Here is a 17,842-nt window from a genome sequence, read left to right on the forward strand (position 1 = left end):
AATGGAGCTACAAGGTAAGAATAGAGGGAATTTCTTTGGTCGTGTGGACTGGTTGTCCATCCTGATTTTCTTTATACTGGTCACAATCGGCTGGCTGAATATTTATGCCGCCGTTTATGATGAGGAGGCGCAACGCAGCATTTTTGATTTGAGTATCAACTCCGGAAAGCAATTGCTTTGGGTGGGGACCACCATCATTTTGATTACCATCATTTTTGCGGTTGACTTTAAGTTTTATGACTCCTTCGCCTATGTGATTTATGGGGCAGTGATGCTTTCCTTGATCCTGGTGTTAATTTTTGGTCGGGAAGTAGCGGGTTCTAAATCATGGATGGAGATTGGTCCTTTTCGGCTACAGCCGGCAGAGTTTGCCAAATTCGCAACCGGTCTGGCGGTGGCTAAATTTTTGTCTGACCCTGGCCTGAGGATGGATAAGATAGAAACTTACCGGAATGCCTTTATCTGGATTGCGATTCCTATGCTTTTAATTCATTTACAAGGGGATACCGGTTCTGCACTGGTGTTTTTAGCATTGGTTCTTGCTTTTTACCGAGAGGGATTAACGCCCCTGATCATGGTGGTGACTTTTATCGTAGGAGTAGTTTGCCTGATGGCCTTGTTGTATCCGACCATTTATGTCATTGGAGGGTTGGCTGTTATTGCCTTCCTGCTCGCCTGGTTCGGTGAGCGGACCAAAAAGCGCATTATCACCATAATAGCCGGTTTCGGTATTCTTTGTTCGGTAGCTTTTGGGGTTAACTATTTTGTGTATAATGTATTGAAGCCTCACCAGCAAGGGCGCGTAAAAGCTTTGATTGACCCGGACGGGGACCCGCTTGGAGTAGGATGGAACGTAACACAGTCCAAAATTGCGATTGGATCAGGTGGTTTTTGGGGTAAGGGTTTTTTAAACGGAACCCAAACAAAGTTTGATTTTGTGCCCGAACAAAGTACCGACTTTATTTTTTGCACCATTGGAGAGGAGCACGGCTGGATTGGATCTGTTGGAGTGGTGTTTTTGTTTGCTTTTTTAATGTACCGTCTGATATTTTTAGCAGAAAGACAAAAATCCCGCTTTGCGCGGGTGTATGGCTATAGCGTAGTTTCCATTATTTTCTTTCACTGGTTCGTAAATGTAGCCATGACAATAGGACTTTTCCCGGTGATCGGAATTCCTTTACCTTTAGTGAGTTACGGGGGGTCGTCTTTATGGGCATTTACCATACTGATTTTTATATTCCTGAAACTGGATGCTCACAGGATGCAGGTGATGGTTCGCTAATCGTCGGGCTTTTATTTGATTTGTTTATTGAAAAATGCCATAGCGGCGGCATTAAAAAAAATGTAAAAAAAGGGAATAGCTGCCTTAGGTTTTTAGGCCATGTAAGGTTTTGTGTAATAAAGTATTACAATAGCTTGTGATAAAAAGCATTGATATGCTTCAACATCTATTCTATTTTTATTGCACTTTATGGGATGAAACTGCGTATTTTTGTTTAAAATTGTTAATATAGTGATTAAGTCTTTTTAATTTGGATTTTTTCCTTGCAGGATATAGCTCCTTAAAAATGAAGGATTTTTACACTTTTTAATGAGTATTTGAATTCGACCTATTGATAAAAATTACCCAACAACAATGATTCAATTTAAGGGATGTTCCCGGTTTTTTTTGCTGGGATTGTTGATGATTGTGCTACCACTTAGCCTAATAGCTCAATCTCATAAAGTGGCAAGAGTAATTCTTGATGGAGGTAATAAATACACCAATTCTTCCTTTATAAAGGTGAGTTTTGACCTGGTAAATCCTTCCACCAAAGGATTTATTGATCAAATGCAGCTCTCCGAAAATCCCGATTTCTCCGGTGCCAGATGGCTTGATTTTTCTATGGAAGGCGTGAGCTACCAATTCAATGGTGGTGACGGCTTGAAAAAGCTTTATTTACGATTTAAAGATAAAGCAGGTAATGTCTCCCCGGCAGATGTGGGGACAATTGTCCTGGATCGTGCTGCGCCTAAGGGAAAAATTGTTATTAATGACGGAAGCGAATTCACGAATGATGTTCAGGGGCGGGTGATTTTAAGTGTTGAATCCAATGAAAATGCCAAGCTGTTTATAGCCAATCATGCTTCTCCGGAAAATACCCAGCCAATCGCATTGGAGCAAACCATGCGATGGAAACTGGATGATGACGGAGATGGCTTGAAAAAGGTATATGCTATTTTGGAGGATCGTGCCGGTAATAGATCTGATTTGCTGGAAGCTTCGATTCGCCTGGATCGTGAGGCCCCGCGCAATGGCCAAATTTTGATTAATGATCAGGAGGAGGTAACCAACCAAACAGAAGTTTTGCTGAAGATTAAAGCCCTGGATGTGGAAATGATCCGCGTGGTCGATCATCAGGTGGCGGAGGTGATGCGTTTTCAGCCTGGTTTAGATGGCTTTATGGAAGTCCCATGGACTTTGAAGGGGGAAGATGGGATTAAGAAGATTGGCGTATTTTTCATGGATAAAGCCAAAAATAGAACACGCGAAGCGGTTACTGCTGAGATAAAGTTGGATCGTCAGGGCCCAGAAATCAACTCCTTTAAAATTAATAATGGTCAAAGGTATGTTTCTAACCCCAAGGGAAATGTTGAGCTTTCAGTTGTAGTCGAAGATAAAAATAGGGTGAAGTACATGGAAGTCAGTAATGATGCCGACTTCACGGTATCGGAAAAATTCCCATACCAAACGACTATTCCATGGGAGATTGATGCGAGTGAAGATGGATTAAAAACGGTTTATCTTCGTTTGGCGGATCAGATTGGAAACATTTCGACCGTCAATCAAGCTAAGATTTTTCTTAAAAGGACAGAACCCAAAGGATTGGGTATTCAGGTGGCGAATGGAAAAGAATTTATCGCTGAACAGGCGACCTTTGTTCGCCTAAAGGCCAAAGACGCTCGTTTTATGCAAATTAGTGAAAACGCTAGCTTCACTGATGCAGAATGGCAGGATTATGCCGAGCAGCTGAACCTTAAATTATCTGATGGAGATGGCAAAAAGGTCATTTATGCGAGGTTTAAAGATGAGGTAGGGAATGTGTCTGAAGCATTAAGTACGGAGGTGCTTTTGGACTCAAAGCCTCCGGTAGGTAAACTGATTGTGAATGATGGAGAACCCTATGTGACGGCAAAAGATAGAGTAACCGCTTTGACTATTGAGGCTGGTGAGGATGCTTATGCCATGAGGGTGAGTAATTCTGTGGATTTTACAAAAGCACCCTGGAGACCTTTCCAGACAGAAATACGTCCCTGGACACTTGCCGGAGAGGATGGTTTGAAAATGGTTTATTTGCAGTTGGCTGACCGTGCAGGGAATAAATCAGAGGTGATTACGGCATCTGTAACCCTGGACCGAACCAAACCGACCAAAGTTTTATTCAGACTTAATGACGGTCAAAAATGGCATACCGGTGATAATTTAAATGTAAAGGTTTCATTAGAGGTACAGGGGGCGAATGAAATGATGATCGCCAATGATGAACATTTCGCCGGAGGTGAATGGCAACCCTATCAAACCGAGTTTATGCACAAGATTGAGCCGGGTGATGGAATGAAAATGGTTTATGCCAAGTTCCGAAACAAGGCTAAGATCGAGACGGATCCTGTTCGAGCACGCATTATGCTGGATACTACTCCTCCAAAAATTATCAGCGGAGAGGTGAATGATGGGAATTATTATGTTACGGCTCGCGACAGAAGAGTGCCAGTGGCGGTGAAAGCGGAGGGCGCAGCCTTTATGCGGATCAGTGCACAAGCCTTGGATCATCAGGCTTTAGAGGACCGGTCTAAATGGCAAAAGTACGAAGGTTTAGTGGCTTGGCTATTGGAAGACCGTGAAGGAGAACAGGAAGTTTTTGTATATACACGAGACTTTGCCGGAAATATCTCAGCGCCGTGGTCCGGTAAAGTGAATTTCCATACTTCTCCGGTAGAGGTGGTGAGTTTCAAAATTAATAATGGCACTAAGTATACTAATGCCATGGACCAGGTGGTAGAGCTGAATTTCAATGTGAATGGTGCCAGTGAAATGATGCTATCGAATTGGGAGCATTTTTCAAATGCCAAATGGCAGCCTTATCAAGCTAATGTAGATTTTAAACTGGATGGTAATGATGGGGTGAAATCTGTTTTTGCCAAATTTAGAAATGAGGCAGGAGTGGAGTCGGCGCCTTCTTATGGTCGGGTGATTCTGGACCGGGAACCTCCTGTACAGTGTAAAATTCGAATCAATAATGATTCTTCTTTTACTACGCATGCTAAGCGATTAGTAAAGGTGCAGCTGAAAGCAATGGGGGCGAAATACATGGTGCTGTCTGAGAAAAAGGATTTTTCAAATGTGCAATGGCAGCCCTATAAATCTTTTATGAGTTATCAGTTCTCGGATCCGGATGGAGAAAAGGTTTTGTACGCTAAGTTTAAGGATGAACCAGGTAATGAAAGCGCTATAGTTTCTGCCTCTATAATTTCGGATGTTACGCCGCCTAAAGGATTGGATTTTGTTATAAATGATGGCGCAAAATATACCAATGATTCCGGTAAGGAAGTTATCCTGAAAATAAAAGCAGATAAGGCGCGTCAGATGATGATTGATTTCTCCCCATCTTTTGCAAGAGGGAAATGGGAGCCTTATCAGGAAACGAAATCTGTTCAGCTTCCGGGAGAGGATGGAGAAAAAGTGGTGTACATCAAATTCCGAGATGAAGCCGGAAATGAATCTAAATTGATGACCACGCGAATAATGTTGAAAAGAAGTTTTAACTAATATGAAAAAGCCTCTTCCAAATTGCAGGAAGAGGCTTTTGTTTTTTTTGGCTTTTGGAATTAAGCTTATTTGATTGCAATCTCTTTAACCATATCTACTTCTTTGTGTTTCTTCATCTCAATGGTTAAGATGCCATTCTCAAATTGAGCAGTTAAACTTTCCTGATCAATAGATTTGGGTAATTTGAAGCTTCTCTCAAGGGGCTTGCTCTCAAATTCTTTTCGGATTACTTTTGAAGTTACCTTTTCTGTTTCAGTCTCTTCTGATTCCTTTCTTTCTGCGTTAATGGTTAAAATTCCATTTTTTACAGATAGAGTAATTTCCTCTTTTTTATAACCGGCAGCCATTAATTCTATTTTGTATCCGGACTCTTCTTCATAAACATTGGCCGGGCTGTTAGAGACTGCGTAATCACTTCCTGCAGGCCAATTAAAGTTTCTATCGAAAGCTCGAAGAATATCATTAGCGTTGTTAACTAAAGTGCGAGGAGTTTTATTGATTGTAGCGATCATAACTATTGTTGTTTAAAGTTTTCGTTATCAAATACAATCTCTTTTTATCAACTCCTGTACCATTCCAATTTTTAGGACAATTTGCCTTAAATGCAGACTTTGTTGATGACAATTTGTCATTTAAATTTCATTTTATCGCCTATTTGATGACAAAATGACTTAATTTAAGTGTTTTTTTCCGATTTCAGCGCAAATGAGGTTGCTGCCGACAAAAAAATACCCGACGTTTTGCCGGGTGAGTTTCATTTTAATGGCTTGAGGAGAATAATTTCCCCTGCCAGGTATTTCTTTCTTCCAATCGCTTTTCGATTTGGGAAAGCAAAGTATCTCCCCGGACCATACCCCAATTAGGGGCTATTTTGATGGCAGGAGGAGCCTCACTGGTAAATCGCTGAATTTGTAGATCCGGGCGAAGGCGCTCCACAAAATCGATCACAAAGTCGATATACTCTTCCCGGTCGAAAAAATTGAACTGATCAGGGTGATCTTTGTACTCTTTGGCCATGATCGTCCCTTTCACTACTTGCAGTTGATGAAATTTTATGGAATCTAATGGTAATTCATTGATCAACGCTACCTGTGCCAGCATTCTTTCCCTGCTGTCATTTGGAAAACCGAACATTAAGTGTCCTCCTACATGAAAACCCCTGCCAACAGACATCTTGATGGCCCTGACGGAATCTTCAAAGCTGTGTCCACGATTCACGCTGTCCAGGGTGTCATTGTAGCAAGACTCGATGCCATACTCCAACACAATTAAATGTTCTTTTGCCAGTGCTTCAAAATAGTCCAGTTGCGCTTCGTTGATGCAGTCTGGTCGTGTGCCGATCACCAATCCTTCAATATCCGGATGGGCGAGTGCTTCTTCATATACTTTTTTGAGATCTTCTAAATCTCCATAGGTATTGGTATAGGCCTGAAAATAGCCCACAAATTTCGCGGTTCGCTTGTACCGCTTTTTTAGGAATTTCAAGCCTTTCTCCAGTTGCGTCGTGATGCTTGGATTTTCCCTCACATAGGAAGGCGTAAAACTATCATTATTACAAAAGGTACATCCTCCTCTGCCCAGAGAACCATCCCGGTTTGGGCAGGTAAAATCTGCATTGATAGAAACCTTCTGGATCCGTCCGCCATAGGTTTGCTTCAAATAATCTACATAGGCATTATACCTTCTTCCGCTATCCCAAAAATTGGGAGGTGTATTTGCATCAATCATAAGAACGCAAAAGTAATATTCTTGCTTTAAAAATTTGCTAAACTAAGCATGCAAGCAAAATGCCAACCTTCTTTTTTTGGGAGAAAGTGCATAATTTAGTTCCTTTCCAAGATGTATTAGCTTTTTATTACCGAAAAGTAATCCCCATGTAAGTAGCCGCCTTTACCTTAATTGTAAATTTTTCATCAATACTTTTATTTCATGCTAAGGATTTTTTGTCTGGGATTGTTGCTATGGAGTTTTGGAATCGCTCACGCTCAGTTTGTGGACTTTCCCCAACACTATATTTGTTATAAGACCGATCAAGCAATAAAAATTGACGGGATGCCCGAAGAGACTGCTTGGTCTAAAGTGCCCTGGAGTAATGATTTCGTTGATATTGAAGGGGACATTCGTCCAAAACCAAAGTACCAGACCCGGGTAAAAATGCTTTGGGATGATGCGTTTTTGTATTTCTATGCCGAAATGGAAGAACCTCACCTATGGGGAACATTAACCGAGCGAGAGTCCATCATTTATCTCGATAATGATTTCGAAGTCTTCATTGACGCTAATGGCGATGGGCAGCATTATTATGAATTTGAGATCAATGCTTTAGGGACCGAGTGGGATTTAATGTTAACCCGACCTTACCGCTTTAACGGAAAACCCATCTTCGACTGGGATATTAAGGGTATGAAAACAAAGGTAGCCTTGAATGGTACTTTGAATAATCCGCAAGATATTGATCGTTCCTGGTCTGTGGAGATCGCGATGCCATGGTCAAGTTTGAAAGAGCTCTCCTCCAGAGGTGGAGCCCCGATTGCAGGAGACCAGTGGAGACTGAATTTTTCTCGTGTGCATTACGATTTGGAGGTGGTTGATGGGCAATATGAGAAAGTTAAAGGGCCGAATGGAAAACCAAAGCCGGAATATAATTGGGTTTGGTCACCGACCGGAAAGATTGATATGCACCGCCCTAATCGATGGGCTATTTGCAGTTTTCGGAATTGAAAGCCGGGGAAGGTGAAGAGGAGTTCCTGGCGGACCCTGATTTTACCTTACAACAATACCTTTACGAAATCGCAGATGCGGAATTGGCATTCAAAGCCAAACACCAACACTACACTTACCAATTGGCCGAATTGACAAGCCTTCCTGAATTACCAAAAGACATCGAGCAGGTTGAGATTTACCCTGGACCCAGCTTATGTTTTGGAGCAACTTCCTCCATTACCGGAAGACGCTATTATGTGAATATGGAAGGTAAATTATGGTCAGTACATTAAATTATCACTATTTATGAAAAAGCTAAATTTTTTACGATTGAGGCTACTGGCCCTCAGTATTTTTTCAGTTTTAGTAATGTTTGCTTGTCAAAGTTCCAAGCAGGAATTTACTTCTAAGAAAACGAAGAACTGGGTTTGGGTAACGCCAGATTTGGAGAAAACCGACGAGGTTTGGAGGAAAGAGTTTTATCGACTGAAACAAGCAGGTTTTGACGCGGTCCTGTTAGAAATTTATGCAGGAAATGAAGCATTTTTTGGCAGCAAACGTTTGCCGGTGAAGGCGCCCTGGTTGGAGCGTATGCTTCCCTTGGTAAAGGAAGCGGGCTTGGAATGTCATGCGTGGATGTGGACCATGCCGAATAATAATCCGGCAAATTATGAGGATCCGGCAAAGCTGGATTGGTATAATGTGAATAGAAAAGGAGAGAGTTCTTCGGATAAGCCGGCCTATGTCAATTATTATCGTTTTATGTGCCCCTCAAGTGAGGAGGTGCAGCAGTTTATTTTAGGCACCGTAAAAGAACTTTGTGCTTATGATATTGACGGGGTTCATTTTGATTATATCCGTCACCCAGATGTAATTCTGGCAAAAGGCCTTTGGATAATTATGGCATTGTACAGGATAAAGAATACCCGGAGTATGATTACTGCTATTGTGAGCGTTGTCGAAATGGTTATAAGGATAAATTCGGGCAGGATCCTTTAGAGATGGAGGATCCCACCCAAAGCGATAGTTGGAGACAATATCGTATGGATTTGATCACCCATTTGGCGAATGATATTTTGATCCCTGAGGTGCATAAGCGTGGGAAGTTAGCTTCTGCAGCTGTATTTCCAAACTGGACATCAGTGAAACAGGAATGGAAATCATGGCATATGGATGCGGTATTGCCAATGTTGTATAATGGTTTCTATGAAGCACCAGTGGCCTGGGTAGGCGAGCAGGTGCAGTGGGGAAAAGCGAATTTGAAGCATTCGGAGACTCAGTTGTATAGTGGATTATTTTTACCGGATTTAACGCAGGCGGATAGCCTGAAAGCAGCAGTAAGACATTCCCTGAAAAATGGAGCAGAGGGTATCTCCTTATTTGCGATGGGAGGGCTGACCGAGGCGCAATGGAAGGCGCTTGAAGAAATGTACGAAAATGGAGAATTGTGATTTTTCTAGATAGATGAGAAAAAAGGCGGAGGAGACTCCGCCTTTTTTATGGAGGGCTTCGTAAATTATTACATCAATTAGAACCTACAGCTCCTATGAACAAAATTTTCCTAAGCCTGATTTTTTGCCTTGCGTGCACCAGTTTTTCTTTTGCTCAGAAATTTAGAATGACCGCCTCTTATGCTATGGCACAACCCATAGGGGAATTTCAGGATTTATATTCCAGTTACAGTGGTCGGGGTGGGCACTTTACGCTTGAATATTTTATTTATCCTGAAAAGTGGAGTGTCGGGCTTTCCTCAGGAATCAATGATTTTCGATTAGGGAAATCTATTCAGAATCCGGCGGGTGGTGTAATTCCCGTGGGCCTTTCTACTAAGGTTTACCCTCTTTTGGTGCAGTCCCACTATTATTTACCCTGGGACAGTAAGATTAAACCCTATGCAGGATTGGCCTTAGGGACTTATTTGTTCAATGCTGAGGTCTTTCTTGGGGATGATGCCGAAGAAATAGATAAAGGAAGTTACTTTGGAATGGTGCCGGAAATCGGTGCTTATTTGAATTTGACTGAGACAATTGAGCTCCTGGCTGCCTTGCGTTATAATCATGTTTTTGTAGATAATAGCCCAATGCAGTATTTGCAGCTCAATATCGGTTTGGCTTATCGTTTTGTACGATATGATTATTAGATTTTTCAGCTTTATTTTTGATCTATTCGCCTGAATTTTGCGTTGCTCTTTTTTTATTATCGGACTACTATAATAAATTCATATTTTTGTGCCTAATAAAATTTGGATTTGCTAGAAACTCTTTGAGATTTTTTGGTTTCTTTTTGATTTATGGAGAATATAAATGAGTTGAAACCCTGGATTAATCAATATGAAGCCGGCGTGCCGGATGAGATTTCAGGGGAGATGTATAATTCATTGGTGGAGATGTTAAAAACCGCCATGGATAAATACCAGGATTTGGTGGCCTTTGAGTGTATGGGTGGGAAAATTACCTATGGACAGCTGGATACGCTATCAGACCAATTTGCGGCATATTTACAAGCCAATGGCCTCAAAAGGGGAGATCGCGTGGCTTTACAGATGCCGAATGTCCTGCAGTACCCGATTGCCCTGATCGGGGTTTTGAAAGCCGGTATGGTGGTGGTGAATACTAATCCACTCTATACGGCCAGAGAAATGGAACACCAATTTAATGATGCCAATGTTTCGGCTATTTTGATCGTCGAGAACTTCGCACATAATCTTCAAAAAATAATGCATAAAGTGCCGTCCCTTAAATTGGTGATGGTGACCGGATTGGGGGATATGCTGGGGGCATTAAAAGGTCCCCTGGTGAATTTTGTGGTGAAGCGCGTGAAGAAAATGGTTCCTCCATTTCATTTGCCAAATGCCATTCCATTCAAAAAAGTGATGAAGGAAGCCCAAAAGCTGAAGTTTTCGCCAGTGGAAATTGGTCGTGATGATATCGCCTTTCTTCAATATACAGGGGGGACCACAGGGGTCGCCAAGGGAGCAAAGTTGCTTCATCGGAATTTGCTGGCTAATGCTGAGCAACATATTCACTGGATGCGAAATTTACTGGAGGAGCGTACCGAGGTCGTGGTGACGGCTTTACCTCTATACCATATTTTTGCACTCACGGTGAACTTTATGACCTTTTTTCAATATGGATGTAAGAACGTCCTGATTACCAATCCAAGGGATATGAAAGCCTTCCTTGGAGAGTGGAAGAAGCATGAGGTGACCATTTTTACCGCAGTAAATACCCTGTTTAATGGGATGATGAGCCAGCCACAGTTTGATGAATTGAGCTTTAAGCGGCTAAAGCTTTCTATTGGAGGTGGCATGGCAATTCAGGATCACGTAGCAGAAAAGTGGAAGGCCAAAACCGGCGTAGTGTTAAGAGAGGGATACGGTTTGACTGAATGTTCTCCTGTAGTTTCATGCCAGCCATTTCATGATAATACCCGTCTGGGTTCGATTGGAATACCATTTCCTTCCACAAATTTAAGGATTGTAGGAGAAAATGACGAGGTACTTCCTTTTGGGGAAAAGGGCGAGTTATGCGTAAAAGGCCCACAGGTAATGGGAGGTTATTGGAATAATGATACCGAAACCGCAAAGGTGTTTGTAGATGGATATTTGCGCACAGGCGATATTGCCTACATCGCAGAGGATGGTTTCGTATATTTGGTGGATCGTAAAAAGGAAATGATCAATGTTTCCGGTTTTAACGTTTTTCCAAATGAGATCGAATCCGTGATCGCCTCTCATCCAAAGGTTTTGGAGGTTGGGGTTTGTGGGGTGCCGGATGATAAATCCACCGAGGCGCCTAAGGCCTTTATCGTGAAAAAAGACGAAAGCCTAACTGAGGATGAAATTGCCGCTTATTGTAAAGAGAATCTCACGGCTTATAAGCGCCCTCGACAGTTTGCTTTTAGGAAAGAGCTTCCGAAGTCCAGTGTTGGGAAAATCATGAGGCGTTTGTTAAAATAGAAATTTTAAAGCCAGGGGTATGGAGCTCCTGGCTTTTTCTTTATTTTTAATTTTTATTAACGGAGGCCAAAAGGCATAATGTAGCTTTTGTGTTGGCTTACAATCATCAACCTTAACCTTAAAATGAAACCATACTTTTCATTTATATTTTTCGCTATTGTTTTTTTATCGTGTAATCCCTATTCCTCGGATCAGGGCAAGGTGTATTTACAATGGAAGGAAATTCATGAATTCCAAAATCAGCGCAATACTGATACGCTATTGTATTTTTTGAAATCCGATCAGGCAGACATCAGGCGATCTGCGGCTAGAGCATTGGGATCTGTCCAGGATGAAAAAGCACTAAATGATTTGAAATTCGCCCTGGCTGATGATCAGGAAGAAGTGCGGGCTGCGGCAGCTTTCGCCTTGGGGCAATTAGCAAAACAACAGGCCTTTCCTTCTTTGCAGGCAGCTTTATTGAGAAGTCAGGAGGAAAGTACTTTGGAAGAAATTCGCATGGCCTTAGGGAAATGTTTGGCTCCAAAACAGGTCGGGGTTTTGCTGGATCAGCCGGCAAGTCCGGGGAATTTACGGGCCTTGACCTATGCTGCTCAAAATGGGGCCTATAATGATCAGGTCCAGGCTTATGTTTTGACATGCCTGCAAGATGAAAATGGTAGGGAGGTCCAATCTTTGGCGGCAAATATTCTGGCCAGAAACATTATCGATCAGCAAGATCTCATTCCTCAAATTCAAGCTTTGTTTGAGGAAAGTGACAACAAAGAAACGCGTTGCCATTTGCTGGAAGCCTATGGGAAAATGAAAGGAAACGCTGGATGGTTGAAGTATGTATTGGACAAGCAAACATTGGCGCCTATGGAAAAGTGTGCAGCAATTCGGGCAATAGGCAAAGATTGGAATTCATCGGATATCCCTTTGATCAAGAAATTATTAAAAGATCCGCTATATAATGTGGCTTCCATTATGGTCAGTGCTTTGCCGGAGGCTGATTGGGTAAAATCCGACTGGGCTTTGGAGATGCCGCTTATGATTCCCAAAGCACAATGGTTGGGGAAAACCGGAGATATGAAATTGATCTCATCAGCGCTGGATACTGCCCGTAATGTTTATGTAAAAGGGGAGTTATGGAAGGCTTATGCCCGCTTTCCTACAGGTCTGGAGGCTTTGCAAGAAGGTTTGGCCAGGGCCTCTGTTCCTGAGCAGGCTTTCGTATTTGAAGCCATCATAGAATGGGCGAATCAATTTCCGGAGCAATCGAAATCAGATTTGTTCAAGAGGGTGTTGTGGCAAGGGATGCAAAGCAGAGACGTTGCCATGATTTATTATGGCGCTTTGTGGTTGCAGTCGAATTGGGAAGACTATTCGGATTGGCAATTAAGACTAAGTGAACTTAAAAATGAACTGAAGCTTCCAATTGATCTGGAAGCGTATAATGAACTTGAGGGCCTTTTGGCCAAGATGGAAGGCAGAACTCCCAATAAGGCCAATCCAGCTGATATGCTATCGATTGATTGGCAACAGTTGTCCTTCTTGCCTCCTCATCCACAATTTGAGTTTTACACTACTCAAGGCGGCTTTGTATTGGAGTTATTGCCGGAAGCTGCTCCAGCTGCGGTGACGGCATTTTTAAAATTATGGAATGAGGGCTTTTATGAGGGGAAAACTTTTCATCGTGTGGTACCTGGTTTTGTGGCGCAGGGAGCTTGTCCTCGTGGAGATGGATTCGGAGGAATGAATTGGGTGATTCCTTCAGAATTTGATGAGCATCAGTTTGAGGCAGGTAGTGTAGGCTTAGCTTCTGCAGGAAAGGACACGGAAAGCTGTCAGTTTTTTATTAATTATACCAGCACTCCCAGACTGGATGGACGATATACCATTTTTGCCAAAGTTGTCTATGGAATGGAAACGGTAGAAAGGCTTGGTGTTGGAGATCAGATAATGGAAGTGAAATTTAAAAAGAAATAATTTAGGAAGGTGCTTCATTAGTTTGGAGCGTCTTTTTTAATTGTTGTAAAATCCTTTTGTCCGAAGAGCGGATCATCCATACCATAAAGGGACTTAAAGCAGCCCAAAAGGCATTTTTACCTTCGCAACAAACATCCAGTCGAACTTTACACTTTTGGTTTAAGCTGGTAAAATTGTAATGGTATTTTACCAGTATGCCACCGCTTTTGGATTCAATAGTAAAGGCTTTCTCCGGGTCGATATCGGTCACACGAAATCTGGAAAGGTAATCTTCCCCTCCTGTTTCAGAATGAATAGATACCTCAAATTGATTTTCACCTATTTGCTCAATGGTCCTGACCTCTTTCAGCCATAGCGGGACATTTTGAAAATCTATGGCAAATTCCCAAACGTGTTTTTTAGGTAGGTCAAATCGCTCTTCACAGGAAAAGGCTTTTCTCATGCGTATTATGGAGTAGTCTGGATGTACAAAATAAGAGGGCGAAACTTGAAAAGCAATATGAGGTGACTTTTCGATTGTTATTCGATAAATTGCTCTGGGTAAGTTTTTTGTGAAATTTTACCTGAATTAGGTATGCCTAAAACCTCCTTTGGCTTCAAGGAGGGAAAGTTGAAGGAATAGTCGCTCTTTGGTTTATTTACCAGGGAGCCAGAAGATAAAGGAGCATGCCTATTCAATCGTGGGTTATTAAAAAAACAGTAAAACCAATCAAAAAATACCACTTATGAGATTCGTGTGGTAGATTTAGCATCTTTCGGTGAACCATTGGGGATGAGTTTCTTGGGGCGGCTTAGCCTGACAGCGGCGTAACATCCGGGATAAGTTATTGGAATTGGTTTTTTTGTAGACTTTTTAATCTAGGAAGGATTTTATTAGCCCGGTTTTGAAAACCAGCAGTACCGTAGTCCCATTGATCTTCAATAAGGATAATGACTTCTGAGGCTAATTCCGGGTATATGGGAATGATATTAGCCAAACAGGTCATGGCGAAAATTTTGTTAGCGGTAGGGTAATTTCGTTTTTCTAAAATGCTCAAGCAAACGTTTAATAAATCTTCATGAAGGACTTCAGGAAAGGCATTGAGGCTTTGAAAAATTCCCAGGATATTCCGTTCTACTGGAATATGTTGGGTTTTGACTAAAATAGAAATAAGTTCAGGAAGGTATTGGGGTAATGTTTGAGGATTATTATCAAAAAATCCTCTGGAAATCCAGGCCGCATTGGATTTTTCTCTATCATCTCCGGTAGATAAAAATGTTAAAATGTGGGAAATAGTTTCAGGATTTTCTTCAATTTGACTTTGCCATCGGTTGATAGCTGCTTTGGGGAGAGGGGATTTTAATTCGGAGAAATTGACACTATGGATCATTGGTTTTCTGAAAAATGGTAGAGGATTCCAATTCCCAATATTAATGTTTTTTGAATCAGGAGAAATGAAAACTATCCCTTTGTTTTAGTATTTTCTTCCTGAGATTCCATAGTGGTAATCCATTGGTATAAATCTCCTTGTCGATTTTTCTTGCGCAGTTTTTCCAAATACTTGTTTTTATTTTCTTTCCGAAGGTTTTCATATAAACGAAGCAGTATTTGGTGGCCATTATTCTGAATCATGACGGAGGAAGCATGGGGGAAATCCATTTGCGTCATGGCCATGGCGCTCATATAAGGGATGAGGAGTTTTTGACTGATTTTCGGATTTTTATCCGAAATAATGTCCTTTAAATAAACCGCTTTCAGGTGAATATTGACTTCGGGGCTCCCTTCCAGATATTGGGTAATGAAAGCTGCTGCAAGATCCCATTCCGCATTTTTTTGTTGGACAGGTTGGCGAATCATCCACTTCATTGCCTCATACGCATGTTTACGATAGCGTTGATAATCTTCGATGTTTTTAAACTGGTAGTTAGCTGGCAGATTAAGATAATCTTGCGCATGAGCCGAAATTCCGGTAATAAACATCAGATTTAAGAGGATGAAACGCCAAATTGCCATATTATAAATCAATCTTCTTTAGTCTGGAAATTGTCTCTTCCAGGTGTTGGTCTGTGAAATCATAATGAGTGACAAAACGAATGCTTTGACCACCGAAAGGGACGGCATAAATATCTTTTTCTGCCAATACATTTAAGAAAGCCATGGCATCCAAATCCTGTCGAATATCAAAAATTAAAATATTGGTGCTTGGTGCAATCACCCTATCCACAAAGGGAAGTGGGGCAAGGGCTTCGGCCAGGATTCTGGTGCGTTTATGGTCTTCCTTTAATTTTGCAATATGATGATCAAGGGCATAAATTGCCGCTGCAGCCAAATAGCCAGATTGTCTCATGGCGCCTCCCAGTACTTTTCGGATACGCAATGCTTTGGCCATATGTTCTTTGGTGCCTAAAAGTACCGAGCCAATCGGGGCGCCAAGGCCTTTGGAAAGACAAATGGAAATGGTATCAAATTGCTCGCCATAAGCTAGAGGACTTTCCCCTGTTTCTACCAGTGCATTGAATAAGCGGGCACCGTCCAGGTGCAGAGGGAGCTCGTGCTGTTTACAAACCGATCTAATTTTCTTGATCTCTTCTAAATGGTAATAAGCTCCTCCGCCTTTGTTACAAGTGTTTTCTAAAGAGACTAAAGTACTTTTTGGCATGTAAAAGGCATCCGGTCGGATTTTTTCTTCTACTTGCGCAGCAGTAATGCGTCCATGATCCCCTTTGATGAGCGATGCTTGCACGCCACTGTTAAAGGCCATTCCCCCGGTTTCATAATGGTAAATATGAGAGAGTTCATCACAGATGACTTCGTCACCCATCTGTGTATGCAGTTTAATGGCAATTTGGTTCGTCATCGTGCCGGAAGGACAAAACATGGCTTCTTCCTTACCGAACATTTGTGCTATTTTTTCTTCCAGCGCATGCACCGTCGGATCTTCATCAAATAAGTCATCGCCTACCTGCGCTGCCCACAAGGCGTCAAGCATTTCGGGAGTGGGCCTGGTGACGGTATCGCTTCTTAAATCTATTTTCATTTTAAAGGATGTCCAGGATTTGAATTAAATCGTGTACTTCGTGTTGAATTTTTTTGCCATGTTTCTTGCGTGTGGGGTTGAAGAAAATGTGGTCGATTTGCGCTTTTTTCGCACCTGCAATATCGGTATCGAAATTATCTCCAATCATGATACATTCTTCAGGCTGAGCCTCAATCGTCTCCATGGCGAAATTAAATATCCCCTTGTGAGGTTTTTTATAGCCTGCTTTTTCGGAAGTAAAAACCGCTTCAAAATAAGGCGCTAATTTGGAAGCTTCCATTTTGATGTGTTGCACCTCCTCAAAGCCGTTGGTGATAATATAAAGCGGATATTGGGATTTTAAAGCTTCCAGGGTTTCAAATGTATTGGGAAATACATGAGGCATGTGTGGACTCTTTTCTAAATATACCTCCCCCAGGTTCGCGGAAATCAGATCCGGATTTCCACCCAGATTTCGGATAACGGTAGTAAAGCGACTATCTCTTAAATCCTCTTTGCTGATTTCATCTTTGTTGTATAGGGCCCAAAGCTGGTGATTGACTTTTTCATATTCCTCCAAAAAGGCCTCCAGGGTAATATTTTCTCCCGTGGAAGAAATTTGATGTTCTTCAAAAAGATCCTTTAGCACCAGGCTGGAGTTTTTTTCAAAATCCCAAAGGGTGTGATCCAGATCAAAAAAGATGTATTTATACTTTTTCACTTATCTCAAATTTTTAAGGCCTCAAGATAGTTAAAAATCCGGAATGGTCTGAAGTCTAGGGAATGGCTTTAAAGTTTTCAATCGCTTAAAGCTTACTAAATTCTGCTGTAATAAAGTAAAAAGGGGCTTTTCAAATTCCAATCTGGATAATAGTTGTTTCTCTTTTCCAGTCTTGAAAATGAAACGAACTGTTAGGCCGTGTTTAATAGCCAAAATTCGCAGCGAAAATTTGAAGTATTGCAGAAGCGATAAAGGATTATTATTAGAGAATTTCATCACTATTGTTGAGGAATTATCCAAAATCGCTTCCAATAGTTCGAATTTGCAGCCGGATTGTGTGCTTTTAAACATGCTATTAATCACTTTTCATTGAATCATTGACGTTTTTGGGTGATTTTAATTTTAGATGTATGTGCACAGCTAGAGGAAAAGTGATCCAGGTGGGCTAAATCCGAAATATTCACCGATAAATTAAGCGATTCGGTTTAAGTGATTTAATTTTAGTCTGCTATAGTTGTGATTGCTTATTTGTAATTAACTCCGGATTTGGGCAAGCTCTCTTTCTTCTCATTCATCTCCTTCATTGAGGGGGGGAATGAAATAGGGAAAATTGCATCATTTTTCCCATTTTGCAGCTAAACGGGGATTTATAGCGTGAATATTTCGGGTTAATTTACCACCGTATCTTT

16 protein-coding genes are annotated in these 17,842 nt (G+C 41.6%); 9 read left to right on the forward strand and 7 right to left on the reverse strand.

All coding sequences use genetic code 11. From position 1 onward, the window contains the following. Position 1 precedes the first annotated feature (1 nt). Complete coding sequence (rodA, locus tag NG22_RS01155; RefSeq protein ID WP_053404027.1) at positions 2-1,282, forward strand: rod shape-determining protein RodA; 1,281 nt, start codon at positions 2-4, stop codon at positions 1,280-1,282. 444 nt (positions 1,283-1,726) lie between these two features. Further along, positions 1,727-4,807, forward strand: coding sequence for a hypothetical protein (locus NG22_RS01160; RefSeq protein WP_157600801.1), 3,081 nt, complete (start codon positions 1,727-1,729; stop codon positions 4,805-4,807). 65 nt (positions 4,808-4,872) lie between these two features. Here NG22_RS01160 and NG22_RS01165 read toward each other — a convergent pair whose 3' ends face one another. Continuing rightward, positions 4,873-5,319 (reverse strand): Hsp20/alpha crystallin family protein, encoded by a 447-nt coding sequence (locus NG22_RS01165; RefSeq protein ID WP_053404029.1) that lies wholly within the window; start codon positions 5,317-5,319, stop codon positions 4,873-4,875. Between the two features lie 247 nt (positions 5,320-5,566). Then, complete coding sequence (locus NG22_RS01170) at positions 5,567-6,535, reverse strand: TIGR01212 family radical SAM protein (protein ID WP_053404030.1); 969 nt, start codon at positions 6,533-6,535, stop codon at positions 5,567-5,569. A 201-nt stretch (positions 6,536-6,736) separates the two neighbouring features. Between NG22_RS01170 and NG22_RS01175 the strand changes: the two genes are divergently transcribed. The 7 genes from NG22_RS01175 to NG22_RS17520 all read left to right on the forward strand — a co-directional run bounded on the left by NG22_RS01175 (position 6,737) and on the right by NG22_RS17520 (position 13,436). Then, positions 6,737-7,528: a carbohydrate-binding family 9-like protein gene (locus NG22_RS01175; protein ID WP_053404031.1), complete on the forward strand. Its 792-nt coding sequence runs from the start codon at positions 6,737-6,739 to the stop codon at positions 7,526-7,528. Then, a complete protein-coding gene (locus NG22_RS01180) occupies positions 7,510-7,803 on the forward strand; it encodes a hypothetical protein (protein WP_157600802.1) in 294 nt (97 codons plus the stop codon). The genes NG22_RS01175 and NG22_RS01180 overlap by 19 nt, the downstream gene beginning before the upstream one ends. A gap of 13 nt (positions 7,804-7,816) precedes the next feature. After that, positions 7,817-8,509, forward strand: coding sequence for a hypothetical protein (locus NG22_RS01185; protein ID WP_157600803.1), 693 nt, complete (start codon positions 7,817-7,819; stop codon positions 8,507-8,509). Between the two features lie 2 nt (positions 8,510-8,511). Then, entirely contained in the window at positions 8,512-8,961 is a 450-nt protein-coding gene (locus NG22_RS01190) for a hypothetical protein (protein WP_053404034.1), read from the forward strand. A gap of 95 nt (positions 8,962-9,056) precedes the next feature. Continuing rightward, positions 9,057-9,650, forward strand: coding sequence for an outer membrane beta-barrel protein (locus tag NG22_RS01195; protein WP_072159015.1), 594 nt, complete (start codon positions 9,057-9,059; stop codon positions 9,648-9,650). A gap of 150 nt (positions 9,651-9,800) precedes the next feature. Then, positions 9,801-11,468, forward strand: coding sequence for an AMP-binding protein (locus tag NG22_RS01200; protein WP_053404036.1), 1,668 nt, complete (start codon positions 9,801-9,803; stop codon positions 11,466-11,468). A 123-nt stretch (positions 11,469-11,591) separates the two neighbouring features. Further along, the gene (locus tag NG22_RS17520; RefSeq protein ID WP_082304958.1) at positions 11,592-13,436 is read left to right on the forward strand and encodes a peptidylprolyl isomerase; all 1,845 of its coding nucleotides are present in this window, start codon (positions 11,592-11,594) and stop codon (positions 13,434-13,436) included. A gap of 1 nt (position 13,437) precedes the next feature. On the opposite strand, the gene NG22_RS01210 is transcribed toward NG22_RS17520, so the two are convergent. The 5 genes from NG22_RS01210 to NG22_RS01230 all read right to left on the reverse strand — a co-directional run bounded on the left by NG22_RS01210 (position 13,438) and on the right by NG22_RS01230 (position 17,153). After that, positions 13,438-13,878, reverse strand: coding sequence for an SRPBCC family protein (locus tag NG22_RS01210; RefSeq protein WP_053404037.1), 441 nt, complete (start codon positions 13,876-13,878; stop codon positions 13,438-13,440). A 382-nt stretch (positions 13,879-14,260) separates the two neighbouring features. After that, positions 14,261-14,806 carry a hypothetical protein gene (locus NG22_RS01215; protein WP_053404038.1) on the reverse strand — a complete coding sequence of 182 codons (546 nt, stop codon included), beginning with the start codon at positions 14,804-14,806 and terminating at the stop codon, positions 14,261-14,263. A gap of 71 nt (positions 14,807-14,877) precedes the next feature. Further along, on the reverse strand, positions 14,878-15,429 hold the full coding sequence (locus NG22_RS01220; RefSeq protein WP_053404039.1) for a hypothetical protein: 552 nt from the start codon (positions 15,427-15,429) through the stop codon (positions 14,878-14,880). Position 15,430: 1 nt separating this feature from the next. After that, positions 15,431-16,453: a low specificity L-threonine aldolase gene (locus tag NG22_RS01225; protein ID WP_053404040.1), complete on the reverse strand. Its 1,023-nt coding sequence runs from the start codon at positions 16,451-16,453 to the stop codon at positions 15,431-15,433. A gap of 1 nt (position 16,454) precedes the next feature. Further along, positions 16,455-17,153 carry a YjjG family noncanonical pyrimidine nucleotidase gene (locus NG22_RS01230; RefSeq protein ID WP_053404041.1) on the reverse strand — a complete coding sequence of 233 codons (699 nt, stop codon included), beginning with the start codon at positions 17,151-17,153 and terminating at the stop codon, positions 16,455-16,457. Positions 17,154-17,842: the final 689 nt, after the last annotated feature.

This window comes from Persicobacter sp. CCB-QB2, from assembly GCF_001274635.1.
In the GTDB taxonomy this organism is placed as follows: domain Bacteria; phylum Bacteroidota; class Bacteroidia; order Cytophagales; family Cyclobacteriaceae; genus Persicobacter; species Persicobacter diffluens.